Origin of the sequence: Pseudomonas sp. JV414, from assembly GCF_032424305.1 — a bacterium.
In the GTDB taxonomy this organism is placed as follows: Bacteria; Pseudomonadota; Gammaproteobacteria; order Pseudomonadales; family Pseudomonadaceae; genus Aquipseudomonas; species Aquipseudomonas lini.
This window is the reverse complement of the sequence record NZ_VYKC01000018.1, coordinates 1-25,849: the sequence shown is the minus strand read 5'-3', so window position 1 is coordinate 25,849 and position 25,849 is coordinate 1. Positions and strand designations below refer to the sequence as shown.

Annotated in this window: 19 protein-coding genes, 1 tRNA gene, 2 rRNA genes and 2 pseudogenes; 10 read left to right on the top strand and 14 right to left on the bottom strand. The window is 57.9% G+C overall.

The genetic code is table 11. The features are described from left to right. Positions 1–90: 90 nt before the first annotated feature. From F6R97_RS19380 to F6R97_RS19370, 3 genes are all read right to left on the bottom strand, one after another. On the bottom strand, positions 91–324 hold the full coding sequence (locus F6R97_RS19380; protein WP_038981567.1) for a hypothetical protein: 234 nt from the start codon (positions 322–324) through the stop codon (positions 91–93). A 4-nt stretch (positions 325–328) separates the two neighbouring features. After that, the gene (locus F6R97_RS19375; protein ID WP_038981566.1) at positions 329–820 is read right to left on the bottom strand and encodes a hypothetical protein; all 492 of its coding nucleotides are present in this window, start codon (positions 818–820) and stop codon (positions 329–331) included. A 124-nt stretch (positions 821–944) separates the two neighbouring features. Then, complete coding sequence (locus F6R97_RS19370) at positions 945–2,162, bottom strand: MFS transporter (RefSeq protein WP_038981565.1); 1,218 nt, start codon at positions 2,160–2,162, stop codon at positions 945–947. Positions 2,163–2,486: 324 nt separating this feature from the next. On the opposite strand from F6R97_RS19370, the gene F6R97_RS19365 reads away from it, so the two are divergent. From F6R97_RS19365 to ggt, 4 genes are all read left to right on the top strand, one after another. Beyond that, the gene (locus F6R97_RS19365) at positions 2,487–4,544 is read left to right on the top strand and encodes a methyl-accepting chemotaxis protein (protein WP_315866946.1); all 2,058 of its coding nucleotides are present in this window, start codon (positions 2,487–2,489) and stop codon (positions 4,542–4,544) included. 116 nt (positions 4,545–4,660) lie between these two features. Further along, positions 4,661–4,737: transfer RNA gene (locus F6R97_RS19360), tRNA-Met, on the top strand. 390 nt (positions 4,738–5,127) lie between these two features. Beyond that, positions 5,128–5,910, top strand: coding sequence for an LPS biosynthesis protein (locus tag F6R97_RS19355; RefSeq protein WP_038981563.1), 783 nt, complete (start codon positions 5,128–5,130; stop codon positions 5,908–5,910). 192 nt (positions 5,911–6,102) lie between these two features. After that, positions 6,103–7,947 carry a gamma-glutamyltransferase gene (ggt, locus tag F6R97_RS19350; RefSeq protein WP_315866945.1) on the top strand — a complete coding sequence of 615 codons (1,845 nt, stop codon included), beginning with the start codon at positions 6,103–6,105 and terminating at the stop codon, positions 7,945–7,947. 129 nt (positions 7,948–8,076) lie between these two features. Here the strand turns inward: ggt and F6R97_RS29650 are convergent. The 3 genes and pseudogenes from F6R97_RS29650 to F6R97_RS19340 form a co-directional block, all read right to left on the bottom strand. Next, positions 8,077–8,508: pseudogene (locus F6R97_RS29650) on the bottom strand (methyl-accepting chemotaxis protein); the annotation flags it as partial. A gap of 108 nt (positions 8,509–8,616) precedes the next feature. Beyond that, positions 8,617–9,303, bottom strand: a pseudogene (locus F6R97_RS29645) (PAS domain-containing protein); the annotation flags it as partial. Between the two features lie 208 nt (positions 9,304–9,511). Further along, positions 9,512–10,825: an MFS transporter gene (locus tag F6R97_RS19340; RefSeq protein WP_038981560.1), complete on the bottom strand. Its 1,314-nt coding sequence runs from the start codon at positions 10,823–10,825 to the stop codon at positions 9,512–9,514. Between the two features lie 614 nt (positions 10,826–11,439). Here F6R97_RS19340 and F6R97_RS19335 point away from each other — a divergent pair. Continuing rightward, the gene (locus tag F6R97_RS19335) at positions 11,440–12,612 is read left to right on the top strand and encodes a hypothetical protein (protein WP_315866944.1); all 1,173 of its coding nucleotides are present in this window, start codon (positions 11,440–11,442) and stop codon (positions 12,610–12,612) included. Between the two features lie 180 nt (positions 12,613–12,792). Further along, complete coding sequence (locus F6R97_RS19330) at positions 12,793–13,317, top strand: SET domain-containing protein (protein ID WP_038981558.1); 525 nt, start codon at positions 12,793–12,795, stop codon at positions 13,315–13,317. Positions 13,318–13,324: 7 nt separating this feature from the next. Here F6R97_RS19330 and can read toward each other — a convergent pair whose 3' ends face one another. Next, positions 13,325–13,969: a carbonate dehydratase gene (gene can / locus F6R97_RS19325; RefSeq protein WP_038981557.1), complete on the bottom strand. Its 645-nt coding sequence runs from the start codon at positions 13,967–13,969 to the stop codon at positions 13,325–13,327. Between the two features lie 181 nt (positions 13,970–14,150). On the opposite strand from can, the gene F6R97_RS19320 reads away from it, so the two are divergent. Then, on the top strand, positions 14,151–14,555 hold the full coding sequence (locus F6R97_RS19320) for a hypothetical protein (protein ID WP_038981556.1): 405 nt from the start codon (positions 14,151–14,153) through the stop codon (positions 14,553–14,555). Between the two features lie 123 nt (positions 14,556–14,678). Here the strand turns inward: F6R97_RS19320 and rimI are convergent, their stop codons facing one another. Together rimI and F6R97_RS19310 are read right to left on the bottom strand one after the other, a co-directional pair. Next, positions 14,679–15,131, bottom strand: coding sequence for a ribosomal protein S18-alanine N-acetyltransferase (gene rimI / locus F6R97_RS19315; protein WP_007896888.1), 453 nt, complete (start codon positions 15,129–15,131; stop codon positions 14,679–14,681). Next, on the bottom strand, positions 15,124–15,864 hold the full coding sequence (locus F6R97_RS19310) for a hypothetical protein (protein ID WP_038981555.1): 741 nt from the start codon (positions 15,862–15,864) through the stop codon (positions 15,124–15,126). The genes rimI and F6R97_RS19310 overlap by 8 nt, the downstream gene beginning before the upstream one ends. Positions 15,865–16,102: 238 nt before the next feature. Here F6R97_RS19310 and mksB point away from each other — a divergent pair, with 238 nt between their 5' ends. From mksB to mksF, 3 genes are read left to right on the top strand one after another with little or no spacing between them, the layout of a single operon-like run. Beyond that, positions 16,103–17,377, top strand: a complete 1,275-nt coding sequence (gene mksB, locus F6R97_RS19305) for an Mks condensin complex protein MksB (protein WP_038981554.1) — start codon at positions 16,103–16,105, stop codon at positions 17,375–17,377. Then, on the top strand, positions 17,367–18,068 hold the full coding sequence (mksE, locus tag F6R97_RS19300) for an Mks condensin complex protein MksE (protein WP_038981553.1): 702 nt from the start codon (positions 17,367–17,369) through the stop codon (positions 18,066–18,068). Before mksB ends, mksE begins: the two co-directional genes overlap by 11 nt. Then, complete coding sequence (gene mksF, locus F6R97_RS19295) at positions 18,065–20,905, top strand: Mks condensin complex protein MksF (protein WP_050682988.1); 2,841 nt, start codon at positions 18,065–18,067, stop codon at positions 20,903–20,905. The genes mksE and mksF overlap by 4 nt, the downstream gene beginning before the upstream one ends. Before the next feature lie 215 nt (positions 20,906–21,120). Here the strand turns inward: mksF and F6R97_RS19290 are convergent, their stop codons facing one another. The 5 genes from F6R97_RS19290 to F6R97_RS19270 form a co-directional block, all read right to left on the bottom strand. Next, positions 21,121–23,424 carry a PqiB family protein gene (locus F6R97_RS19290; protein ID WP_315866943.1) on the bottom strand — a complete coding sequence of 768 codons (2,304 nt, stop codon included), beginning with the start codon at positions 23,422–23,424 and terminating at the stop codon, positions 21,121–21,123. Further along, complete coding sequence (locus F6R97_RS19285; protein ID WP_038981550.1) at positions 23,417–24,040, bottom strand: paraquat-inducible protein A; 624 nt, start codon at positions 24,038–24,040, stop codon at positions 23,417–23,419. The genes F6R97_RS19290 and F6R97_RS19285 overlap by 8 nt, the downstream gene beginning before the upstream one ends. Then, positions 24,027–24,686, bottom strand: coding sequence for a paraquat-inducible protein A (locus tag F6R97_RS19280; protein ID WP_038981549.1), 660 nt, complete (start codon positions 24,684–24,686; stop codon positions 24,027–24,029). The genes F6R97_RS19285 and F6R97_RS19280 overlap by 14 nt, the downstream gene beginning before the upstream one ends. A gap of 149 nt (positions 24,687–24,835) precedes the next feature. Then, positions 24,836–24,951, bottom strand: a 5S ribosomal RNA gene (gene rrf, locus F6R97_RS19275). Between the two features lie 173 nt (positions 24,952–25,124). Continuing rightward, a 23S ribosomal RNA gene (locus tag F6R97_RS19270) occupies positions 25,125–25,849 on the bottom strand; the annotation flags it as partial.

Here is a 25,849-nt window from a genome sequence, read left to right as displayed (position 1 = left end):
CGCGGCTTTTTTGTGCCTCTTTTTTCGCGTATAAAACCAGCACAACAAAGGCTACGGCGGCTCCTTTTTCAGGCGCTGCCACCGTTATGTTCACACTCGGTACTTACTCCGATTGAAGAACATCGAAGCCCCCGCCCCCACTATCGCGATTGCAAAGATCCCGACATCGATGCTGCCAATGTAGGGCGGCAGCACAAATATCACACCAAAGCCCAAACCGACCAGAGCAACACCCAGCCATTTCCTGAGTACGTAGCTCCTTATGCAAGTGTACAGCAGCACAATCCCCAGACCGGCCAACGCATACTGACTGTAGAGACTCATGGGCCTATGCCCCTTGGGACTTGATGATCATGGAAGACACCGAGCGCTGCGGTCCGATACCGCCGCTGACTTGAGCGTCCAGACTGACGATGACATCGCCAGCGTGATAGGCCGGTAACTTGCTCTTCACCAACTCTCGGCCAAAATAGCCTGCCGCCGGTCCGGCAGCGAGACCAATAACCGGCACTTTAGAGCCAGCCGCCGTAAAGATCCCGGCGGTCATGTTGGCAATACTCATGCGCTGGTCGTTGAGCAGGTCACCCTGCTTGCGGGTCAGCGGGTTGGAGATACCTACCATCATCACGCAGGGCAGATCTTTGGCGAGCATCTTGTCATACAGCTCGACCAGCAAACTGCTGACCTCAAAATGGGCCGATTTCGCTTCCCCGAAATGGAGCGTCCTGAGGCCACCCCGGTCACTGGGGGTGACGCTGAAACGGGTGACGCTGAAGACAATGCCGTGATTGGCGATAAATTGATTCCTGTCAAACTCCACTGCTCGCATCCTTATCGAGTCCAGAAAGGCGCGAAGTTTCCATCAGGATAGTGATTTGCGCAAACGGCAATCACGGCTGCAGGCGCGCTTTAATACTACAAATCTCTATACCGTTCGGTACGGGTCAGACTTTTTTGGTTCGCGGCAGGAAGATCGCCAGCACACCAAGCAACGGCAGGAACGAACACAGGAAGTACACGTACTCAATGCCGTGGACATCCGCCAGATACCCGAGCAACGCCGCGCCAATCCCGCCGAAGCCGAACATCAGGCCGAAGAACACGCCAGCAATCATCCCGACATTCCCCGGCACCAGCTCTTGCGCATATACCACGATGGCCGAGAACGCCGAGGCGAGGATGAAACCGATCACTACGCTCAACACACTGGTCCAGAACAGATCGACGTGGGGCAGCATCAGGGTGAACGGTGCGACGCCCAGGATCGAGAACCAGATCACCGCCTTGCGCCCGATCTTGTCGCCGATCGGCCCGCCGAAGAAGGTCCCCGCCGCTACCGCACCTAGAAACAGGAACAGGTGCAACTGCGAACTGGCCACCGACAGGTCGAATTTTTCAATCAGGTAGAACGTGAAGTAACTGGTGAGGCTGGCCATGTAGAAATACTTGGAGAACACCAGCAACCCGAGTACCACCAGTGCGCTGATCACCCGTCGTTTCGACAAGCCGTGAGTCGCTGCCTGACCTTGTTTGAGCTTGAACAGGTTCAGGTGGTTGGCGTACCAACGACTGATCCGGTACAGCACGAACAGCGCAAACAGCGCGAACAATCCGAACCAGGCCACATGACCCTGACCGTAGGGAATGATGATCGCCGCCGCCAGCAACGGCCCGAAAGCCGAACCCGCATTACCGCCGACCTGAAACGTCGACTGTGCCAAGCCGAAACGCCCCCCCGAGGCCAGTCGCGCCACACGAGAAGCTTCCGGGTGAAAGGTCGATGAGCCGACACCGATCAACCCCGCCGCCAGCAGAATCATCGGAAAACTTCCGACCACAGACATCATCAGAATGCCGATCAATGTACAGACGGTACCGGCCGGCAACAGCCAGGGTTTGGGGTGACGATCAGTGTGATAACCGACCCATGGCTGCAACAGCGAGGCCGTCAGTTGAAAGGTCAGGGTGATCAGACCGATCTGGGTGAAGGTCAGGCCATAGCTGGCCTTGAGCATCGGATAGATCGACGGCAATACCGCCTGAATCAGGTCGTTGATCAAATGCGCCAGCGCCACCGCGCCGATGATGCGCATGACCAGCGGGCTGCTTTGTGAAGTGGCGGGCGCCGACGTGGCGGCGGACTGAGCGTTGCTGATAGCCATGAGAGTTTCCGTACTGCGGATGGGTGCGCACTGGCAGGCCGGTCAATGTGCCATTTTTCGGTGCAGGTGCGCCATCCCCTTAGCCTGCTAACGACTTCAAAAAATAAGGTGATAGCGCAAAGCCATGGTCTGAATCTTGCCTTGTTTATCCGCTTCAACGCGGCCCCTTACAAAGGGAACCGAGAATGGGAAGTTTCGCTACAGAGTCGGCCTACAGAGCGGACCAAGGGTGAACTTTCGAGGCCTTTTAGAAGGGCACGAGTCGCGGTCGCAATGACTTCGACGCACGCCAATGGTGCGTGGTGTCCAGAGGAGTCATGGGGCATGCAGGCTTTTTTATCACCGGGGATCGGGCTACTGGGGCGCTTCGGCTTCGCGCGCAAATTTCAGCTGCTGTTTCTGCTGTTTATCCTGCCACTGGCGGGCAGTCTGTGGATGACCGGTCAGGATTATCGTGACAAGTTGAACCTGATCTCCGGCGAACGCGCCGGGGTTCGTCAATTGCTCGCCCTGGATGCGCTCGACAATCTGCTCACCGCCCAACGTGACCGCGCCGCTCGTTGGCGCGCCACCGAAACCAATCGCCAGCCGACACCCGCAACCATCGCGGCGATGGCAGCGTTCGACGCAGTTCAGCCGGCTGTCGCCCAAGCCACCACGGACCTGGGCAATTCCCTGAAAACCGAAGGCGCCGAGGGTCAAACCCTCACCCGCTATCAAGCCCTGCAAAGCGCCCTCACCGGCCTGGACTCGAAAAGCCTGAGCAGCGTCGGTTGGTGGCCGGACGGTTACGATCGCTTCACCAATGCCTTGAGTGCTCTGCAAGCCTTGCGCGAACAAATCGCCATGGACAGTCGCCTGACCCTCGCCCCGTGGCTGGAAACCTGGCTGCTGACGCAAATCTCCACTCAACACGCGCCAGATCTGATCGAACGGGTCGGGCGTCTCGCCGCCGTCGGTCAGGCCTCAGTAGTATCCGGGCAGTTCACCCTGCAAAGCCGCCTGCAACTGCGGGACTTGCGCAGTCGCATCGGCGATGCCCGGGAGCAGCTTGTTAAAACGGCAGGCCTGCTGGAAGCACGCCTGCCCAGCGCCCTGAAAACCTGGGCCGGGCAATACCACGACAGTCTCAAGCACCTGGACGCCGGTTTGAAAGTGCTGGACGAGGGTGTCTTCGGCGGCAGCATCAACCTCAAGCCGCAAGACTTTGAACGCAGTCTCGACGCCCTCCTCGGCGACCTCGCCTCGCTGCGCCAGCAATCGTTGGTTTCGCTGGATCAGCGGCTGGATTATTACCACGGCTCGGCCATCCGCCAATTCATCCTGGTGGCGACAGTTTTTGGCTGCCTGCTACTGGCTGCGTTGTACCTGTTCATCTGCTTGCAGGCCTCGATCCGTCGCAGCGCCAGCGGCATCACGCTACTGGCCGAAGCGTTGCGTGACGGCAACCTGAGCCTGCAAGTACCGGTGCAGGGCCGCGACGAACTGGCTGCTATCAGCACCGCCTTGAATGTCGCAGTGGTGCAACTGCGTAACAGCCTGCTGGGGGTCGATCATGAGACCTTGCAGCTGAGCAACGCGGTGCGCACCCTCAACCATCACTCGAGTGGCGCCCTTGGGGAAGTCGAAGCTCAGCAGTTGCAAATCAGCCAGATCGCCGCTGCGGCCACGCAATTAGCCGCGACCTCTCAAGGGGTCGCCCAGAGTTGCGAACAGGCCTCAGGCAGCGCGCAGCACACCCAGCGCATCGCCGCCGACAGCAGCCGTGACAGCCAACGCACAACAGCGAGTATTCAGCAGCTCAATCAGCGTTTGAACGACACTGCGGCGGCACTGGGACGGGTCAGCGAGCAGGGGCAGCAGATTCAATTGGTGGTCGATACCATTCGCGGCGTCGCCGAGCAGACCAACCTGCTGGCCCTCAACGCCGCCATCGAGGCCGCACGGGCCGGCGAGCAAGGTCGTGGCTTTGCCGTGGTGGCCGATGAAGTGCGCAGTCTGTCGCAACGCACGCAGTCCTCCACCGCGCAAATCGCCGGCACCGTCGACAGCTTGCGCAGCACCGTGAATGAAGCGGTAAGCCTGATGGAAGCCGCCTGCGGCCAGGCCCAATCGGATGCGCAAGCCGTCACCGGTCTTGGCGAGCGCCTGGGGGAAATCGCCAGCGCGGTACAGAGTGTCACCGACACCCTGGCGCAGATCGCCACCGCTGTCGAAGAGCAAGCGAGCACCGCTGATGAAGTCAGCGGCAACATCCAGCAAGTCGATCAGGCCGCGGTACGCTTACTTGAAGGCGCACGGGCGGTGAACCTGGCCGCAGACACCTTGAGCCAAGGCAGCAAGGCCTTGAGTGAGAATACCGGGAGATTTCAGCTCGGTTGACGCCCTCTCCTGACCCGATTTTTCGGGTCAGCGGGATAAGCGGTTGAAAGTGTGGAGAAATATTTTAAATTTACGCTTGACGCATCTTCGTTCCAGGTGAATAATGCGCGCCACTTGGCTACATAGCTCAGTTGGTTAGAGCATAGCATTCATAATGCTGGGGTCCGGGGTTCAAGTCCCTGTGTAGCCACCAAGTACCGGTTTACAGACATCTACTGAAGTCTATAAACCACACAAGAAGCCCGCCTAGTGCGGGCTTTCTTGTGTCTGGGGCATTCGTTTTGCTTCCCCCCCCCATGGCCCGAACGCATGAAGATTCGTCGCAGATATGTCGTTTTTTTTCAGGCGAAATTCAGGACATCCACCACCATCCTCCCACCGCGGAGTTTCGACGGTATCAGGATGATTTTTTGCCATATGAAAAGCCGTAATGGCACACTGAACCTTGCACCGGTAGCATGAAACCTCATTCGCAAAATGCCCAAGACATAACTTGATACAATTTAACGCTTCACAAATCACGTTTCAGAAATATTGTTTGGTGCCGATATCGCATCAAATGATCCAACAGGACTAATCAAGAATGAGCGCTAGGATTAATATTCGTGACTTTGACGAGTGTCGCAATATTCATAAAGGCGCTGTTTTTATTGTAGCCTCGGGAGCGTCTGCCAAAGACTTTCATCCTGAACAATTCGCAGATGTCCCCATGATCACAATGAATGGGGCAATCTCAAAGTTTATCGGAACTGGCGTTAAGCCTTTTTTCTATGCCTGTACCGATAAAAACTTTTCCGAGCAGCAGCCGGAACTGTTCTCCCAAGCCTTGCTTCTTAGTGAGCGAGTTGCCTTATGGGAGGACCAGGTTCAGCAACTATCAGTTGCGCCAAAAGGGGAAGTGTTTTTGCTGAGCAAGGCGCCGAAGCTTTCTTGGGGCGAACTTATTGGTGTAGATAAAGACCTGATAAGAAATCGTAATTTTCTTAAGCGTCGCAATCGGCGTATCGGCTTCAGCAAAAATCTGAAACGCGGTTTTTTCGACGCACGCACTGTCGCCTATGTGGCTCTGCAAATCGCTTATCACGCTGGTTTCAATAAGGTGGTGATGGTGGGGGTTGACCTGAATCAGGCTGTCAGTCGATTTTATGAGGAGAAAAACACCGTAGTTTCGCCTTGCGGACTGGATCAACATTTTCACACCAGGATTTTACCGTCATTCAAAATAGTGGCGAGAAAAGTAATCAGTGATCAATTCCACGTCTACAACCTTTCCAATTCCTCAAGAATTCCAGCCGACATTATCCCCCAGATACATTTGGATGATCTCAATGCCCACGTGTATGACTTGGATTGTTCAAAAAAATAAAGCGCTTGCAAGTCTTTAGATTAACGGTCGAGCTCAAATGACGGTGTACCACCCAATGCTTGAAACGGCTTACCTAAAGGTAGGCCGTTTTTTTATGCCATGAGAAATGTGGCGAGAGAACCCTGATTTGCACACCATGCCCTCGCTCGATAAAGTCCCCGGACCTTTTATCCCATGGACGGAGTGCTCCGCGTGTTCTCAGCCTTCCACTTGAGTCGCTATCGCCTGTCAGCCTTTTCGCTGATCGCCACCGCTTTAACCCTCGTCGCGTGTAATACCCCGCCCTCTTCGCCACCCGTCTCAACCCAGCCGGTCGCGCCAGAAATCGCCTCTGGTTATCGCACCGAACTGCAGACCCGACACGCCTCCAAACACATGGCTGCAGCCGCCAACCCGCTGGCAGCCGAAGCCGGACGGGAGATGCTGCGCGAGGGCGGCTCGGCGATTGATGCGGCCATTGCCATGCAAGCGGTGTTGACACTGGTCGAGCCACAATCGTCGGGTATCGGCGGTGGAGCGTTGATTGTCCTGTGGGATGGCAAGGCTGTGCGCACCTATGATGGTCGCGAAACCGCTCCGGCCGGTGCTACCGAGAAACTGTTCCTGCAAGCCGACGGCAAACCGATGCCGTTCACCCAGGCACAGATCGGCGGACGCTCAGTGGGGACGCCGGGTGTGTTGCGGGCACTGGAGCTGGCCCATCAAAAGCATGGTCGCCTGCCGTGGGCGAAGTTGTTCGAGCCCGCCATCAAACTGGCGGAACAAGGCTTCGCCATCTCGCCACGACTGCATCAATTGATCACGGCAGACACGTTCATACCGCGCTCACCCGACATGGCCGCCTACTTCCTGAACGCCGATGGCAGCCCGAAAGCCATCGGCACACAACTGAAAAACCCGGCACTCGCCGCAGTGTTCAAGCGCATCGCCAAGGAAGGTCCCGACGCGCTGTACAAAGGTGCGATCGCGAAAGAAATCGTCGCCAAGGTTCAGGGCCACACCAACCCCGGCAGCCTGTCGCTGAACGATCTCCAAGGCTACAAGGCCAAGGAGCGCGGGCCGCTGTGCACCGACTACAAACGCTGGCAGGTCTGCGGCATGCCGCCACCGTCGTCGGGCGGGATCGCCGTGGCGCAAATTCTCGGCACCTTGCAGGCGCTGGAATCCCGCGACCCGCGTTTTGCCCTGGCACCACTCAAACCGGTCAAGACCAGCAAACCGGCGGGCATGGAACCAGCCCCAGAAGCTGTGCACCTGATCGCCGAAGCCGAGCGCCTGGCTTACGCCGACCGAGCGCAGTATGTCGCTGACACCGACTTCGTACCCGTGCCGGTAAAAGGTCTGATCGACCCGACTTATCTGGCCCGCCGCGCCACCTTGATTGGCGACCGCAGCATGGGGCTGGCCAAACCCGGCACCCCGCCGGGGATTCAGGTTGCCTATGCGCCGGACCGCTCGCCACTGCGCATCTCTACCTCGCAAGTGGTGGCGGTCGATGACGAAGGGGGCGCCGTGTCCATGACCACCACCGTGGAAGCAGCGTTTGGCTCGCACCTGATGGTCCAGGGTTTTCTGCTCAACAACCAGATGACCGACTTCTCGTTCATCCCCGAAGAGAATGGACAGAAAGTCGCCAACCGCGTTGAACCGGGTAAACGCCCGCGTTCGTCCATGGCGCCAACGCTGATCTTCGACCGTCAGAACGGCGAGTTCCTGGCCACCGTCGGCTCCCCCGGCGGCTCGCAGATCATCGAATACGTGGCCAAATCCACCATCGGCCTGCTCGACTGGAACCTCGACCCGCAAGCGGCCATCAACCTGCCCAACTTCGGCAGCCGCAACGGCCCGACCGAACTGGAACAGGGGCAATTCAGCCCGGCGCTGATTCAGGCACTGAAGGACAAAGGGCACAACGTGAACGAGATCGACATGACCAGCGGGACTCAGGCGATTGTTCGGGTAAAGGATGCGCAGGGCAAAGCGGCGTTGGCCGGCGGGGCTGATCCGCGGCGCGAGGGGGAAGCGTTGGGGGATTGAGTCGTACGCAGGCATAAGAAAAGGCTTACCGGGAGGTAGGCCTTTTTTTGTTAGCGAAGAATCCTAGTCTGATCAAGCCACAAAAGCAGGCCTGACCTTTTTAGGGGTATTCATGCCGCACAGATAGCATCAAGTCGATAACTGATTGGCAAACTGCCCGACCGCGTTCACCACTTTCTGCGCCCCGTCCTGGATCTCGACGATCACCGTGCCCGCCTCCGCCGCCAGCGCCAGCCCCTGTTCGGCCTGGAGTTTGCCATCGGTCATCAGGGCCACGGCATTGCGCGCCATATCCTGGTTCTGGCGTACGACGCCGACAATTTCGTCGGTCGCCTGGCTGGTGCGCGAGGCCAGTTGCCGGACTTCATCAGCCACCACGGCAAAACCTCGACCTTGTTCACCCGCGCGAGCAGCTTCGATGGCCGCGTTGAGCGCCAACAGGTTAGTTTGTTCGGCGATGCCACTGATGGTTTTGACGATGGTGCCGATCACCAGCGATTGCTCGTTCAGCGCTTCGATACCTTCGCCAGCGGTCTGCATGTGTTTGGCCAAGTCTCGCATGACGTCCACCGCTTGAGTCACAACCGTGGTACCGCGCTGGGCGCTGTTGTCGGTTTGCAACGAGGTGCTGTAGGCGATGTTGGCCGCTTCGGCGACGGCCTGCTCCTGATTTACCTGATCGGTAATCACCGTGGCGAATTTCACCACTTTGTAGAGCTTGTTGTTGGCATCGACCACCGGATTGTAGGAAGCCTCCAGCCAGACCACGCGACCGTGGCTGTCGATGCGCTTGAAGCGACCAGCCACGAACTCGCCAGCGTTCAGGCGGCGCCAGAAGTTCTGATACTCGGCGCTGTTGTAATCCTCTGGCGCACAGAAGGTGCGGTGATGTTTGCCCTGGATCTGCGCCAGGCTGTAACCCATGCCATTGAGAAACCGCTCGTTAGCCGCCAGCACATTGCCATTGAGGTCGAACTCGATGACCGCGGTCGAACGCACCAGTGCGCCGATCAGGTTCTCATGTTCACGGGACGCCTCGATGGTGCGTGTCAGGTCGCTGGAGTAAATCGAGAAGTTTTTGATCCGGCCATCCGAGGACCGCACCGGCTGCATGATCGACCGCAGCCAGGCTTCGGCACCGTTGCCCCGCAGTAAACGAACCGTGCCTGCAAAGTGCTCGCCACGGGTCAATGCAGTCTTGAAGCGGCGGTGAAATTCGTCCGACTTCACATGAACCGCGACGATGTCTTCGATGTTTCGGCCGACCAGATCGTTGCTCTTGTAGAGCATTTCACTCATGAAGTTCTGGTTGGCCGATTGAATCTTGCCATCGGAATCAAGAGTCAGGGCCAGCATCTCGCTGTCCAGGCTCTCCTTGACTTGCTGAAGGCTGGAGAGTTCTTCGCGAAGAGCCGACAGCTCCTGCTTCAAGCGTTTGTTGAACATGGAAAGCACCGATGGACAGGGATAAAAAGCTGCATACCGCCTAACCATCGGCCTTGGGGATATTTTCTGAAGAGTGTTTCGGGGTTGTCCTACAAAAATAGTGGCAACACGATCACCTTTATACCGCGCCAGCTACCGAACGGCGCCCAATTCGCGGTACTCGCGCACCGAAATACGCTGCGCTGCTGACGCCTACCGCCCCCATCACTGCGCAGAAAATCACACAAATCCATGGACTCCACGGCATCAGACCGATCAACAACAGCGGCGTGATACTGGCCCAGGCGGCGTAGGCAATGTTGTAGGTAAAGGAAATCCCCGAGACACGAATTCGCGCCGGAAACAGGCTGACCATCACCGACGGCACCGCGCCGACTACCCCGCAAGAGAGGCCTGCCACTGCATAGGCCAACCCGATCCACTGGCCTTCAATGATCAGGCAGGTGTAGAGCACGCCGATACCCAAAGGTAGCAGCAGGCTATACAGCATCACCGTGCGCCAGGCGCCGATGCGATCGACAAGCAGCCCCGCGAGTACACAACCGATGTTCAGAAACACGATGCCCAAGGCACTCAGGGCGAAGGTATGACTGGCGGTCATGCCGAAGGTTTTTTGCATCATGGTCGGGGTAATGACCACGAATACCACCACGGCCGAGGTCAGCACGCAGGTGAGAATCATCGCCGGCAGCATAGCCAGGCGGTGCTCGCGCAGGACCGTGCACAGCGGCAGTTCGACAGTAGCCTCGCGCTGGGCCTGCATGGCCATGAATACCGGGGTTTCACTGAGCCAGCGACGCAGCCAGACACCGATGACGCCAAACACACCGCCCAGGAGAAACGGGTAGCGCCAGGCGTAATCAAGGATTTCCGCCGGAGTGAACACCTGCGCCAGAAAAGTCGCGATCAAGGCGCCGATGAGGTAACCGAAGGTCAGCCCGGCCTGCAAGAAACCGAGGGCATAACCGCGATGTCCTACCGGCGCGTGCTCGGCGACGAACACCCAGGCACTTGGCACTTCACCGCCCACCGCCGCGCCTTGCAGGACCCTCAGGGCCAACAACAGCATTGGAGCGAAATAACCGATCTGGGCGTAGGTTGGCATGATCCCGATCAGCAGGCATGGCAACGCCATCATCAGGATGCTCAGGCTGAAAACCTTCTTGCGTCCCAATTTATCGGCGAAATGCGCCATCAGGATCCCGCCCAGAGGCCGCGCAAGGTAGCCGGTGACGAAGATCCCGAAGCTTTGCAGCAGACGCAGCCACTCGGGCATTTCTGGCGGAAAGAACAGTTGGCTGAGGGTCAGCGCGAAAAATACGAAAATGATGAAGTCGTAGATTTCCAGCGCGCCGCCAAGGGCTGCAAGCCCCAGTGTCTTGTAGTCCGAGCGGGTGAAGGGCGCCGGACGCGCATCGTTATTGGTAGTCACGGAAAAAACTCTGGCAGGCAAAAAACCAAGGCGTCCATGGTCTACGCAAATGCGCTTGTGGACAACCCGTTAGACCATCGTCCCAAACGCACAAACAGCGTCACCGCAACGGACCGATTGGTTGACTGTTGACACCAACCGGACGGGGCTCGTCATCTGCCTAATCGGCAACGATCAAGACTGGTCCGACATACAGACTCGATTGCGCCTGACATTAAACCCAGTCACTTCCTATCTCAAATATATAAATCAGCGGGTTAAACTTCGGCGTCTCACAACCTACTTTTTCAAAGTAAAAATAACACCACCCAAGGATGAACAAGTCAGATGTCTTTAGTACCGATACAGGCGAAGCCATCGTAAAGGATGCTGTTGTTGCACAAATAGAATACCTGCGCGCTGGCAGTCATTTGGCATTGCACTTGTTGTAATACTTTATATTCACCCGGTCCCGGACAAATTACTTGGGGGGCCGGACTCTCCCCCGTCAGGCCCGTAAATAGGCAGGGGCAGTCCTGTAAAAAAAACCATGAGAATCCACTTTTATATGTAACGCCTCTGATCCAATATGGCATGCATCCCATCATCGGGACCACGCTGAAAAGGATCTGAGCATGTTAAAACTCACAGGACTCACCCTCGCAGCCCTCACCCTGAGTGCCGCCGCTCACGCCGATGTCGATCTGAACCTGGGCAGTACCGAACGTGTCACCCGGCTGTTCGCCTACCCCAACAACTGCAACGTCATCTGCTATCGCAACTGGACGCTGGAACAGACAGTCGAGCACTACCTGACCCAAAGCGTACAACGCGATGGCTACAAAACCGCAAAAGTGGTGGTCAAAACCGACAATAAGCAGCTCTACGCCAATATCAGCGGTGTGCCCAAAGGCTATGACAAGCCATTGACCGCATTGCTCAACGCTGGGGATTTGGCTTACAACGGCGCCAGCAAGCTGAGTGCCGATGGTAAATGGACCTATAGCTGGTATCTGTTCCTGCCGCTGGGCATGGCGTTGGAAAATCGCAAAAGCGTCGAACTGCTGCATTTCCCGCCGGATTATTCGCTGACCCAGGCCCAGGACTATCTGGAGTCCAAAACCACCGACCGTTGGGCCACGCTGCTGACCGCCAACGGCATCCCTGACGACCAGACACCGGGTTATCAGACCATCATCGACATCGCACCGATTGCCGCACCATCCAGCGCCGGCAAGGACCTCGAAGGCGTCTATGACTACTTCAAGGATTACCAGACCACCATGGTCAAGGAAGTCAGCCAGAACGCCAGCGGCGCTGCGTTGCCAATGGTTGCCTTCGGCGCGCCAGTGCGTAACTGGATCAAGCAACAATACGGGCCGACCGTAGACGTGTTGGGCCTGGCAACCATCACCCCGAGCGAGGGTGTGAAGGTGCCGGTACTGGGTTCCAACCATCCGAGCTACATCTGGTACGCCGCAGATCCCGAAGCCTACAGCGGCAGCGATGCCCAGGCCAAGGCTGACGCCGCGGGGCTGAAAGTCATGGGGCAGGATTTGAGCGCCGCGTGCTGGCAGGCCGGGATGGGCAGCAAACCGGGCACTGACCCTACCGTTCAGCTGAAAAGCTGTACTCAGACCTGGCAAGTGACCCAGAAAGAAAAAACCTGCGAACTGTTCTACACCTCGATCCGCAGCCTGACGCCCGAACAGGCCGTGGCCAAATGCGCAACAACGACGGTCAAATCCCAGCTGAAACAGCTGAAGAGCCCGTCTCTTGCGACTTCTGCTCCTGCCCCACACTTGTAAACGATGAAAGTCTTTCCCGCGTGAGCCATGGCTGACGCGGGGAAGAGCTTTTTTCGCCTGTCATATCTGACAGTAGATCAATTGTTTCATTTGCGAGAGGCTTGGGGCATACCCATGTGCTGCAGAGCTGACAGGATGTCAGCAGACAGAGGTCGTAGCACCCAGCTGACAAGGATTGTTATGAGAGCTCATGCCGAGCAAGGAATAACCCCGCCCTCATCCAATGGCATCTATCCATTTGTAGAGTTGCCCCTTCGCCTTGGATTCCCCTCCAAAGACGATTTTGGAATCATCTGCAACGCTGAGGGATCGGCAATAGCTGTCACGGCGCTGCGCGAGTTCCCCCGCATCAGTCGAGTCTGCAGGGTTTCTGGACATCTGTTGCCCTATCGCTGCCGACACACCCGGCAGCTGGCGCCAGGAATCCACGTCTACGATCCGCGCTTCTGCGGTTTACTGAGCCACTCCTGCGACCCCAACGTCTTTCTCGACATGAGCGAGCTGTGGCTATGGGCGCTCAAAGACATCAAAAAGGGTGACCGACTGACGATGGATTTCGCCGCGACAGAAGACAAGCTGCTGCGGCAGTTCGCCTGCCGCTGCGGTTGTCCCTGCTGCCGTGGCTGGGTCATCGGCTATGACGAGTCGCCGAATGCCAATGGAGAACAGTTTTTTCAACACTGGCGTCGACGAAGTCCCAGCTGAAAAGCTTTTACAACGCCTCGACCGGACGCAAACGGTACTGCGGCGGCAACTGTTCGAAACCGCTGATCGTGGCGTTCAGGCTTTTCCAGCGACCATCCTTGATGCCGTAGATGCAGCCGTGAATCGACAGACTCTGCCCACGGTGCCAGGCGTTTTGCACAATGCTGGTATGACCGACATTGGCCACTTGCTGGATCACGTTGAGCTCGCAGAGGCGGTCGACCCGTTCTTCTTCAGTGGGTAACTTGGCCAGTTCGTCGCGCTTTTCATAATAGAGATCGCGAATCGAGCGCAGCCAGCCGTCGATCAGGCCCAACTGACGGTCCTGCATCGAGGCGCGTACACCGCCGCAGCCATAGTGGCCAGTGACCAGGATGTGTTTGACTTTGAGTACGTCGACCGCGTACTGAATCACCGACAGGCAGTTGAGGTCGGTGTGCAATACAACGTTGGCCACGTTGCGATGCACAAACAGATCGCCCGGCAGCATGCCGACAATTTCATTGGCCGGCACGCGGGCATCGGAACAGCCGATCCACAGGTATTCCGGGGTTTGCTGGCGGGCTAGCTTGGCGAAGAAATCAGGATCTTCTTTAGTGATCGCGTCGGCCCAGCGCTCGTTGTTATCAATCAGATCTTGTAAGTCGTTCATGCAGAAGCCTCGATAATGATGCGCTGCTTTGACAGACAACCGTCTGTCCGGGTCACGCGCGCGATGCAGATACCCCCTGATGCCCTGATACGTATAACGGCTAGCCGTCGCTCCCTGCCGGTGGAATTCTCGCAAGCCCAGTGGGTCAACTGTAGTAAGGCCTACAGTATGAGGGAATGCCATGACTGATTCACGACGTCCGTTCGATGAGGCACAACCCGAGCCCATCGATGACAACGAAGACCGCATGGGCTCAGTGCATGAGCTGGATTTCGACGAAGAAGAACCGAGCGCCAGAATCGGCGACTTGATCCCCGAACGCGAGCGTGCGCAGAAGATCCCCGACGAACGCGTCCGTGAAGCAGGCATGACAGGGGCCTCGACCGATGACCATGAATCCACCGACGATGACATGAGCCCGGAAACCTTGATCCGTGAAGACGGCGCACGGGACGCCCGAGAAGAAGGTGAAGGCGACCAGGCGGATTGGGATTTGAGCATTGTCGATGAAGACGACATCGGCGGAGGCAATGGGCTGGACGAAGCAGAGATGGCGCGGCGCGATCCAATGGATGGCAAGCGTTGATCGTTTTCGTCAGTGAGGGCGCCTTCGCGGGCAAGCCTCGCTCCTACAGGTTCTGAGTCGTTCACATTTTGTGTTCGACACAAATCCTGTAGGAGCGAGGCTTGCCCGCGAAGCTTTTAAGGCTCAATCCACTAACGTGCAGGCCATGACCACGGCATCTTCGCGCCCGCCAACGGCCGGGTAGTAATCCCGTCGACGTCCGATTTCGTTGAACCCATACCGCTCATACAACCGAAACGCCGCCCGGTTGCTGTCGCGCACTTCCAGAAAACATTCCCGCGCCTCTGCCTTGTAGGCAATCGACATCAGATGCTCCAGCAGCGTCAAACCCAGGCCTCGGCCCTGATTTTCCGGTTTGACGGTGATGTTCAGCAGATGCGCCTCGTCGAGAATGATCTGCACCACGCCATGACCGACCTGCTGCTGCCCTTCGAACATCAGCCAGATCTGGTACTTGCCCAGGCCATCGAGAAAAATCCCGCGGGTCCAGGGATGGCTATAAGCCGCATATTCAATTTTCAGTACAGTGTCCAGGTCCGCCTCGGTCATCGGGCGGAACGATACAGCGTCACTCATTCGATTCTTTCCAGCGCGCCATCAGCCGACGCATGGCTTGCCAGACATCAGCCTTACGCTGTGGCTCTTCCATTAATAATTCCAGACCCGGCAGGGCCCAGACCGAACCCAGGCCTTCGACCTGAAGTTCACGATTGAAGGATTCGGCGTTCGCCTCACCAGCAAAACGCACCGCCGGCAAGCCGATCAGCCACAGACAGACGCATGGAGCATCTTCCAGACGGGCCGACAGAAAGCCTTGTACGAAATCCCGAGCCGCTTCCGGCCCTTGATCCATGGTGCCGCGAGCCAGCAGCGGCCAGCGCACCGGCTCGCCGATGATCTGCGGGCTGTCTGGCAGGCCGGCGGCGCGCAGCATGTCCTTGAGCAACAGATAGGCCGGATCGCGGGTCTGGAAGCTTTCGCCTGTGGGTAACTCCACCAGCAACAGGCAACGACCTGCGCGCAGCAATTGCAGGGCGAAACGCGGTGGAGGAACGACCGGCGCCTTGACCGCGACCGGAGCCTCCTCTTCTTCGACCTTGGCGTTCGTGCGGGTGCTGGCCAGCGATGGCCGTGGCACCTCGATCTTCACCCGTTCGGCCGGTTTGACCACGGGCTCCATCGGTGCCTCGGCCATGGGAGCCGGCGCAACCGGGGCGACGACCAATGGCTCGGGCATCTCCAGCAGTTCGGGGCGCGAGGGCGCAGCAAAGGGCAATTCGGTGCGCGGCAGCCAGTTGACCACCTGCATGGCGGTCAAATAAGCGCGGCGACGGGACTCGATAAGCAAAGGTCGGCCACTTGTGGATAACTAAAGTGCGGTGATTCTACCGCCCTTCGCTCAAGATCGCCCGCGCTGTTGATCGATAGACTTCACCGATAGTCTTTCCACCTACGAAAAATGGCGACAGCCCATCCCGAGAGTGAATCGACACGGCTGTGATGCAGTACAATCGCGGCTTTTAATCGCCAACCAGCCGGCCATTCCGATGATCGAACCCAAGCGCGTCTTGCGCGCCCTCGCTGAACACTGGGCACTTCTGGAGCCACTGTGCGAGCACTTCGACCAAGGCACCCTGAGCCTCAACGAACTGCGCACGCAACTGGCCGCCCAGCAACTCGACAGTACACCGCAGGACATCACCAGCCTGCTGGACGTGTGGATCCGCCTCGACATTCTGGTTCCCGTGGCGAAAAGCCCGAACCGTTTCGAGCTCAACGCGCAAATCCACGACTTCCTCGCTTACCTGCGCCGCGAGCACCGTCTGGGCCTGTGCCTGGAAATCGAAGCCTATTTGCGCCATCTCGAGCGCCTGGCCGGTTACATTCAGGACGCCTTCGACATTCGCGACGGCCACGACCTGGCGCGCCAGTTGCGTCTGCTCGACATGCGCGTGCGGGACGTTCTGAAAAAACTCGCCAACGACGAACAGGCCCTGGTGGCTGTCGCCGAGCGGGCCAAGACCAGCGACCGGCAGATCCCGCTGCGTCAGCGCTACGCTGAAGTACTGGCGACCTGGGATGAATACGTCGAACCGATGATTCAGTTGGTGAACGCCGACGGCGCCTTCGAACAAGGCGTGCGCAAGGTCGAAAACGTCCTGCTGAAGATGCTCACTGAACAGCAGCGCCTCGGCCATCTGGTAGATGACGACATGCTGCTGCGCACCCACGCGCGCATCCTCGAAATGCAGACCAGCGCCCAACTGACCTTGCGTCATGCCCGTGAACTGCTGCTGCCGCTGCGTGAAGAAGCGCGCCGGCACAACGCCGTGACCCGTGGCGCGGCGCTGGCTTTGTCGGCCATTCGTCGTAAAGGTATCGATGCGGTGCCACAAGCGGCAATGCCGATGTTCACCCGGCCGCAAAGCACCTTCCTCGGCAGCGCCAGTCAGGTCGAAGCCTACGTGTACGCCTTGGCCCGTTTCGAGCCAAAACCTGCGCGTTTCCCCAAGGCTCACAAGACCCAGAAAGGCGAAGCCCCACGCGCGCCACGCACGGTTCGGGAAATGCTCGAACGCTGCGAAGACGCCCTGCCGATGCCGGACCTGATGACCTGGCTGCTTGAGCAGGAGCCGGACGGCGCTACTGACGAATTGCTTTACTGGTTCTCGCGCCTGTCGCGGGAAAAACGCTTCAAACGCGAGCGTCTGGAACGCCGCGATTACCACACTCATGAGCACCAGGTCAGCCTGCGCTCCTTCGCCCTGCTCTCGGCCCGCGACACCGCCGAGGATTCTGCGAGCACCCCACATGCATCTTGATCTAAATGAACTGTCCCAGCTGGCGCCGATCTTTCGCGAGCTGTTCAAGGGCTACCACGTCAGCCGCCGCGATCCGGAGCTGTACGCGCAACTGTCAAACTTCCAGGACCAGTACCGCACGCTATTCAAGGCTCTGGGCTTTGAGCTGGTCTGCGACACCCGTGGTTTCTACTACTTCGTGCCGGACCTCGCCGCTGCGGCGGTGAACAAGACTGCCCAGCGTCTGGCGCTTTTCACCTTCATCCTCGTCGAGCATCTGGCCGATCAGGGCCGTGACCCGGTCGCCGTACTCGACGGCGGCAGCCTTGGTCGCGATGAACTGCCTTCGTTGCTGGAAAAGTACCGCGACTTGTTCATCCAGGCTGAAGTGCAGACCGTGGAAGAACTCGAAGAAAAAATCATGCGCCGGATGACGCAGCTTGGTTTTGCCGGTGAAGAAAACGGCATCTACCGTTTCCTGCCGCCGATGCACCGTTTCCTCGATGTTTGCTTGTCGGTCCAGCAAGACCGCGATCTGGCAGCCAGTCTGCACAGCGTGCTGCCATTGCCGGTGCCAGTGTTGATCGACGACGACAGCGACGAAAAACTGCTGCAAACCGATGATCCGCTGGACCTCAGTGACTTCGAAGAAGAAAGCGAAGAAGACGCCATGGCCCGCGCCATTGCCGAAGAACAGGAGACCGACGCATGAGCAAGGAACGCTACGGCATTCGCCGCTTTGCCCTTTTGAACACCGCCGGTTACAGCCTCGGCCTGTTCCCGCTGGAAGAGCCGCTGTCGGTTTACGGCGCGAACAACCTCGGTAAATCCGCTTCGATCAACGCCTTGCAGTTCCCGATTCTGGCGCGCATGTCGGACATGAGCTTCGGCAAGTACAGCCTGGAGCAATCCCGGCGGTTCTACTTCGCCTCGGACACCAGTTACATCCTGGTGGAAGTCTCCCTGCCCCACGGCCCGCACGTAATCGGCGTGGTCGGCCGCGGCCCGGGCGGCGGTTTCGGTCACCAGTTCTTTGCCTACGCCGGCAAACTGGATCTGGCGCATTACCAGAAAAACGACACCTGCCTGCGCCAGAAAGAACTGTTTACCAACCTTGAGCGCGAAGGCCTGAAAGCCTACGAACTCAAGCCGGATGAACTGCGTCGCTTGCTGGTGGGCGGCCACACTTCGATTCCGCTGGACCTGACGCTCATCCCGCTGCGCTCCACCAGCGAGCAGAGCCTGAAGACCTTCCGCGCCCTGTTCATCAACTTGCTGCACATGCGCGAAATCACCGCGGCCAAACTCAAGCAGTTGTTCCTCGATGCTTTCGAACACAGCCTGCGTTCCGGTAGCGTCGATTACATCGCCGCGTGCGAAGAAGCCTTCCGCGATGTACGTCGTATGGAGCAGGATTACAACTCGCTGGTCACCGCTGGCCCGCTGGTTGAAGCACTGGCCGCTGGCGTGGCCCAGCGCAATATCCTGCGCGGCAAACTGCACCGGATCTCGCCGCTGCTCGATTCCTTGCTCGGCACCTGGTCGGACTACGCCAGTGCGCGCAAGGAAGAACTGACGATTCAGGCCGAGCACTATCGCAACGAGCAGGACGCGCTGCAAAACGATCAGCGTGGTGGCACTCAGGAGCTGATGCGTCTGGAGCGGGAAATCACCGGCATCCAGCGCTGGCTCGGCGAGTTGTCGGTGCTCAAGCATCGCTTCGCCCTGGTCGATGACGTCAAAGTCCTTGAGCAGCAACTGCTCGCGGCCAAGGACGCGCACGACGAACTGGCCGGTGCACTGGCCCAGTCGCGCCAGTTCTCGGCCGAGGATCTGGAAGAGCGTCTGCGGGATCTGGAAAAACGCCTGAAGTCGGTCAAGCAACAACTCGATCACGCCGACAACAACAGCTACGCCCGTTTGCGCGAAGAGTTTTCGCAGCAGGACGTCGAGCGCCTGATGCGCCTGTTCAACAGCGCATTGTTCAGCCTTCCGCTGGGCGAGCATGGCATTACGCTGGACGAGGACGGTCAGTGGGTCAAATCCATGGAACTGATCCTTGATGGCTTCAAAGGCGAGCGCTTCGAAGTGCCGGGCCTGTCCATCGACATCTCGCACATCGAGCCGCCGGCGCTGCAAGCCCTGGCTGACCGCGCGGCGTTGCGCGATCAGAAAGAGCGTCTGGACAAAGAACTCAAGCAACTGAAAACCCAACAAGCCGTGGCAGCCGACCGTGCGGCCAGCAAGACCCAGACTGAAGCGCTGTACCAGCAAGTGCTGGATGCGCAGAAAGCCCTGGAAGACTTCCGCCGCGCGCAAACCCTGAGCGCCGAAGAAGGCGACAAGCTGGAACAACTGGCGCAGATGGAAGCCGCTCAGGACGAATTGAAGCGTTCCAGCGATGCCTTCACCGAGCGCGTCCAGCAACTGTCGGCCAAGCTGCAACTGGTCGGCCGGCAGATCGGCGACATGGAAGCCAAGCAACGCACCCTCGATGACGCCCTGCGCCGCCGTCAGCTATTGCCGGCGGACCTGCCATTCGGCACGCCGTTCATGGACCCGATCGACGATTCCATGGACAACCTGCTGCCATTGCTCAATGACTATCAGGACAGCTGGCAGGGTTTGCAGCGCAGCGATGGTCAGATCGAAGCGCTGTATGCGCAGGTGCGCCTGAAGGGTGTGGCCAAGTTCGACAGCGAAGACGATATGGAGCGTCGCCTGCAACTGCTGATCAACGCTTACGCGCACCGTACCGACGAAGCCCTGACCCTCGGCAAGGCGCGCCGTGCCGCGGTCACCGACATTGCCCGGACCCTGCGTAACATCCGCAGCGACTATGACAGCCTCGAACATCAACTGGCCCTGTTCAACCGCGAGATCAACAAGCGTCAGGTCTCCAACCTGCAAAGCTTCCGTATCGTGCTCGCGCCGAACAAGGAAGCGCTCAAGCACATTGACCAGATCATCCACAGCGCCGGTCAGTACGAAGAAGGCGAAACCCTTTCCGTCTTCGATCTGAGTCAAAGCGCCGATCAGGACAACAAGAACGAAGAAGCCAAGGAATACCTGGCGCGGCTGGTGGCGGCGAACCACAACCAACTCGGTCTCAAGGATCTGTTCGAGCTGGCGTTCGAGATCACCAAGGTCAACGGCCAACCGGTGATCCACACCGACATCGACGGTGCGGCGTCCAACGGCACCACCATGACCATCAAGGCGCTGACCAACATGTACTTGTTGCTGCACTTGATGGACCGCGACCAGGCCGGTCGCGTGCGCCTGCCGTACTACCTCGACGAGGCGGCGGACATCGACGAGAAGAACCAGGCAGCACTGCTGGAAACCAGCCTGCAACTGGGCTTCGTGCCGATTCTGGCGAGTGTGAAGCCGCAAGTTTGCGCCAGTGTCGCCATCGACCTGGAAGGCGGCAGCGGCCCGAACGGCATTTACATCGACGAGGCGGACTGGAAGTACATCCGTCGCCATGATGAAGTGAAGGCAACTGTTAACGTGCAGGCGGACGAACCGGAGCTGGATGCGGTCTGACGCTTGAATCGAAGGTAATAAAAAAGGCCACGATCCAATGGATCGCGGCCTTTTTTATTTATGGGTACATTCTGAAGCTTTCAGTGAACTTGACGGCCCCTTCGCGGGCAAGCCCGCTCCCACAGTATTTGGTGGTGTACACAATATTTGTGTACGACGCCGATCCTTGTGGGAGCGGGCTTGCCCGCGAAGGCGGTATCACAGGCGCCGACAGACTACTTGCCGATCGAAATCTTCGGCGCCCAGGTCAGCCACTCATCTTCGAACTGATCGAACAGCGGGAACGTTTGTTCAGGCCGCGCCGGGACACCCATGCGGTCGCCATCCGGCGTGGCAAAAGCAATACCGCCCTGAACCAGCGTCTCCAGCGATTCAGTGCGTATTGTCGCGCCTTTGAACAAGCCATAGTCAAAACCAAAACCACTGGTGTTCCAGAACCGCGTGCCACTGCGCACCAGCGGCGCGTACTTCGGCTCGATCAGTATGTGTACCAACACTCGATCAGCCGTCTGGCCCAGTTCATAGCCGGTCACCTTGCCTACCGTGATTTCGCGATAGGTGACGGGGACGCCAGTCTTCAGCGAACCTCGACGAGCAGCGCTCAACACCAGGCTTAAACCAGCCTCTTCCTTGGCGGTTTCCGGAGGATTGGTCAAGGCTTCGAAGGTTTTCTGCGGGCCGAGGTTCTTCGGCGCGGGTTGCACTTCAATGTATTGCCCGGTGACCAAAGTTTCGAGGTTCGAAGTTTTAATCAGACCTAGCTCAGGTTTGACCACCCAGAACTGACTGCCGACCCGAGCGATACGCTCCGGCACTTCTGTGATCCGCGCGGTCAGCAGTACTGATTGCAGGTCATCACTGAGGTCGACGTCCTCAATCTTGCCAACGTCCAGGCCTTTGAATCGAACCGGCGTGCCACTGCGCAGGCCATCGGCGCGATTGACCTTGATTATCACCATAGTGCCTTTCTGCGTTGCCTCATCATGGTTGGCATGCAGGCGGAAGCGCGGAATACGCTTTTGCAGCGGCGCTTTGGCTTCCGGGGTTTCGAAGGCGATGCCACCGGCCATCAGGCTTTGCAACGACTCACTTTTGACCTGAATGCCGCCGGTCAACCCACCGGTGAGCGTAATGCCGCTGGCATTCCAGAAACGCGTCGAGGCGTTGACCAGCCCTTCGTATTCCTTCTCGATATGCACACCGATCACCAGCTGCTTTTTGGTGCGGGAGAATTGATAGCTCTGAACCGAACCGACCTTGACCTGCTTGTAGAGAATCGGGCTACCGACTTCCAGTGAACCGAGGTTTTCGGTGAACAGCACCAAGTGCAGGCCCGGCGAACGCAGGTCCAGCGGCGGCGCCTTGGCCCGGGCTTCGAACTCGCGCTGCGGTGCCCCGCCCTTGTCGCCAGGGCGCACGGCGATGTAGTTACCCTTGACCAGCGCTTCCAGGCCGGTAATACCGGCGAGCGAAATCGATGGTTTTACCACCCAGAACTGGGTGCCAGTGACCAGGTAATCCTCCGCCAGTGGGTCGAGAGTCAACTCAGCACTAGCACTGGACAGGTCCGGGTCAATTTTGAGCGTTTTCAGATTACCGACCTGGATGCCTTTGTACATCACCGGTGTACGACCGGCCTGCAGGCCTTCGAAATCGCTGAGTTTGACCTTGACCCGAATACCCGCTGCGGCTGCATCGAAATCCTCATAAAGACGGAACGGCAGGCTTGGATCGGTGGGCGGGCTGTCCTTGCGATTCTCCGGAGTGGCGAACGCAATACCACCGGCGACGATGCTGGCGAGGGACTCGCTGCGCACTTTCACACCAGAGAGGTTGGCGTCGATACTGATGCCGCTGGCATTCCAGAAACGCGTATGTTTACGCACCAGGCTGGCGTAGGTCGGCTCGATGAAGACTTTGAGTTCGACAGTGCTCTGATCTGCGGACAGCACGTAGCTTTTGATCTGACCGACTTGAATCTGTTTGTAGAACACCGGGCTGCCGCGATTCAGCGAACCTAGGCGATCTGCCTTGATGGTCAGGTGCAAACCGGGTTGGGCGTCCGATAGCGGAGGCTCTTGGGCCAGGGCCTTGAACTTGCGGGTCGGCTCGCCTTCACCTGGGCTGACGGCCACATAGTTACCCGAGACCAGCGTCTCCAGGCCCGTGATACCGGCCAGGCTCACGCTTGGTTTGACCAGCCAGAAACGCGTGCTGGTCTTGAGGTATTGCTCCACGTCCTTGTTCATCTCGATGGTAGCGATCACTCCTTTGGAGCTGCCTTCGTCATCGAGCTTGAGGGCTTTCACCTTACCGACCGACATGCCTTTGTAGACGACTTCGGTCTTGTTGGCCTGAATGCCTTCACCGCTTTCGAAGCGCACCTGAATCTCGATGCCCGTCTCGCTGTAGGCACGCCAGCCGAGCCAGCCGCCGATGATCAAGGCGATCAGGGGCAATACCCAAATGGCTGACCAGTTCGAGGCCGGTCGGGTTTTCGCTTTAGGCAAATCAGTCATGGTCGTCGTCCGACTCCGTGTTATCCCAAATCAGTCGGGGATCGAAAGTTACTGCGGCAAGCATCGTCAGAATCACCACACTGGCGAAGGCGATGGCGCCAAGATTGGCTTCGATGCTGGCAAGCCGTCCAAAATTCACAACCGCCACCAGGATAGCGATCACAAAGATATCCAGCATCGACCAGCGGCCGATGAACTCGATAAAGCGGTACATCAGAATGCGCTGGCGTGCCGAGAGCGGCTGGCGGCGCTGCACCGAAAACAGCAGCAATGCGATGCCCACCAGCTTGAACGTGGGTACCAGGATGCTCGCGATAAAAACCACGGCGGCGATCGGAATCATGCCGTGCTGAACCAGTTGGATCACGCCGGACATAATGGTGCTCGGATCGCCCTGCCCCAGGGAATTGACGGTCATGATCGGTAGCACATTGGCCGGGATGTAGAGAATCGCACCCGTGATTAACAACGCCCAGGTACGCATCAGGCTATTTGGGCGGCGGGCGTGAACCAGCGCGCCGCAGCGGGTGCAAATCTGCTCGTCGGTATCGGCTTCCTGTTTATTCAACTCGTGGCATTCGGCACAAATCAGAATGCCTGCATCAATCGCCCGCATGGGCATCTTCTCCTGATAAAGCCTGCCAGATCTGGTGCGGTGACATCACTACTTCCAGCCAGACCTGAACCAACAACAAACTGATAAAGCACGCCAGACCAAGACCTACGGTGACCGCCGCCATATCGGCCAATTTGACGATCGCAACCAGTACGCCCATGAGGTAAACCTCGAGCATCCCCCAGTCCCGTAGATGGTGATAAATGCGGTAGAGCAGCAAACCGTAGCTGCGTCCGATATCGAAGCGAATACTCAGCAACACGACTAGCTGGCAAAGCAACTTGAGCAGTGGAATCCCCATGCTGCAAAGAAATACCACTGCCGCTACGCCTCGCATACCGGTATCGAACAGACCGACAACGCCACTCCAGACAGTATCGTGCGACGACTGTCCGAGTAGATGGAGCTGCATGATGGGTAAAAAGTTCGCAGGGACATACAGCAACAGTGCGGCAATGACCAAGGCGAGACTGCGCTGCACGACATTGTGTCGATGGGCATACAGTTCATAACCGCAGCGTACGCAGATGGCTTTCTCACCATGAGCAAGCTCAGGCTTGCGCATCAGCAAGTCGCACTCATGACACGCTACCAAGTCGTCCAGCGGTAAATCTGACAGCCCTGGGGCGTCAACTGGATCTGGCATAAAGGCTCTGGCTCCAAAAAAGTTGGACCTATTCTAGTGTCCTGACTCAAAAATAACTGTGCAATTTTGTGTTGTCGCTGGAGTGCTCTTTTCCTGCGGACAAAAAAAAACCCCTACCTGCATACGCAGATAGGGGTTTCGGAATTTAATCTTGACGATGACCTACTCTCACATGGGGAAACCCCACACTACCATCGGCGATGCATCGTTTCACTGCTGAGTTCGGGATGGGATCAGGTGGTTCCAATGCTCTATGGTCGTCAAGAAATTCGGTAGCCAGCTCGTTTGCCTTACGGCTCACGCTCCAGCGAATGGGTATGTGATAGATCTGGTGTTTCGTGAGTGTCACAAACTTTCGGTTCGTTTCGTCTTCACACACCGCAATCTGGCGTCCCTTTTTATTTATAAAGAAGGGTCAGCAAATTGCTTGGGTGTTATATGGTCAAGCCTCACGGGCAATTAGTATTGGTTAGCTCAACGCCTCACAGCGCTTACACACCCAACCTATCAACGTCGTAGTCTTCGACGGCCCTTCAGGGGACTCAAGGTCCCAGTGAGATCTCATCTTGAGGCTAGTTTCCCGCTTAGATGCTTTCAGCGGTTATCTATTCCGAACATAGCTACCCGGCAATGCCACTGGCGTGACAACCGGAACACCAGAGGTTCGTCCACTCCGGTCCTCTCGTACTAGGAGCAGCCCCTCTCAAATCTCAAACGTCCACGGCAGATAGGGACCGAACTGTCTCACGACGTTCTAAACCCAGCTCGCGTACCACTTTAAATGGCGAACAGCCATACCCTTGGGACCGGCTTCAGCCCCAGGATGTGATGAGCCGACATCGAGGTGCCAAACACCGCCGTCGATATGAACTCTTGGGCGGTATCAGCCTGTTATCCCCGGAGTACCTTTTATCCGTTGAGCGATGGCCCTTCCATACAGAACCACCGGATCACTAAGACCTACTTTCGTACCTGCTCGACGTGTCTGTCTCGCAGTCAAGCGCGCTTTTGCCTTTATACTCTACGACCGATTTCCGACCGGTCTGAGCGCACCTTCGTACTCCTCCGTTACTCTTTAGGAGGAGACCGCCCCAGTCAAACTACCCACCATACACTGTCCTCGATCCGGATAACGGACCTGAGTTAGAACCTCAAAGTTGCCA

Excerpts from the sequence above, each read along its gene's own strand:
- F6R97_RS19330 (WP_038981558.1), top strand. The coding sequence starts at position 12,793 with ATGAGAGCTCATGCCGAGCAAGGAATAACCCCGCCCTCATCCAATGGC.
- F6R97_RS19280 (WP_038981549.1), bottom strand. The coding sequence starts at position 24,686 with ATGCCAGATCCAGTTGACGCCCCAGGGCTGTCAGATTTACCGCTGGAC.
- F6R97_RS19380 (WP_038981567.1), bottom strand. The coding sequence starts at position 324 with ATGAGTCTCTACAGTCAGTATGCGTTGGCCGGTCTGGGGATTGTGCTG.
- F6R97_RS19285 (WP_038981550.1), bottom strand. The coding sequence starts at position 24,040 with ATGCGGGCGATTGATGCAGGCATTCTGATTTGTGCCGAATGCCACGAG.
- mksB (WP_038981554.1), top strand. The coding sequence starts at position 16,103 with ATGATCGAACCCAAGCGCGTCTTGCGCGCCCTCGCTGAACACTGGGCA.
- F6R97_RS19335 (WP_315866944.1), top strand. The coding sequence starts at position 11,440 with ATGTTAAAACTCACAGGACTCACCCTCGCAGCCCTCACCCTGAGTGCC.
- mksE (WP_038981553.1), top strand. The coding sequence starts at position 17,367 with ATGCATCTTGATCTAAATGAACTGTCCCAGCTGGCGCCGATCTTTCGC.
- can (WP_038981557.1), bottom strand. The coding sequence starts at position 13,969 with ATGAACGACTTACAAGATCTGATTGATAACAACGAGCGCTGGGCCGAC.
- F6R97_RS19355 (WP_038981563.1), top strand. The coding sequence starts at position 5,128 with ATGAGCGCTAGGATTAATATTCGTGACTTTGACGAGTGTCGCAATATT.
- rimI (WP_007896888.1), bottom strand. The coding sequence starts at position 15,131 with ATGAGTGACGCTGTATCGTTCCGCCCGATGACCGAGGCGGACCTGGAC.
- mksF (WP_050682988.1), top strand. The coding sequence starts at position 18,065 with ATGAGCAAGGAACGCTACGGCATTCGCCGCTTTGCCCTTTTGAACACC.
- F6R97_RS19290 (WP_315866943.1), bottom strand. The coding sequence starts at position 23,424 with ATGACTGATTTGCCTAAAGCGAAAACCCGACCGGCCTCGAACTGGTCA.
- F6R97_RS19310 (WP_038981555.1), bottom strand. The coding sequence starts at position 15,864 with ATGCAGGTGGTCAACTGGCTGCCGCGCACCGAATTGCCCTTTGCTGCG.
- F6R97_RS19320 (WP_038981556.1), top strand. The coding sequence starts at position 14,151 with ATGACTGATTCACGACGTCCGTTCGATGAGGCACAACCCGAGCCCATC.
- F6R97_RS19365 (WP_315866946.1), top strand. The coding sequence starts at position 2,487 with ATGCAGGCTTTTTTATCACCGGGGATCGGGCTACTGGGGCGCTTCGGC.
- F6R97_RS19370 (WP_038981565.1), bottom strand. The coding sequence starts at position 2,162 with ATGGCTATCAGCAACGCTCAGTCCGCCGCCACGTCGGCGCCCGCCACT.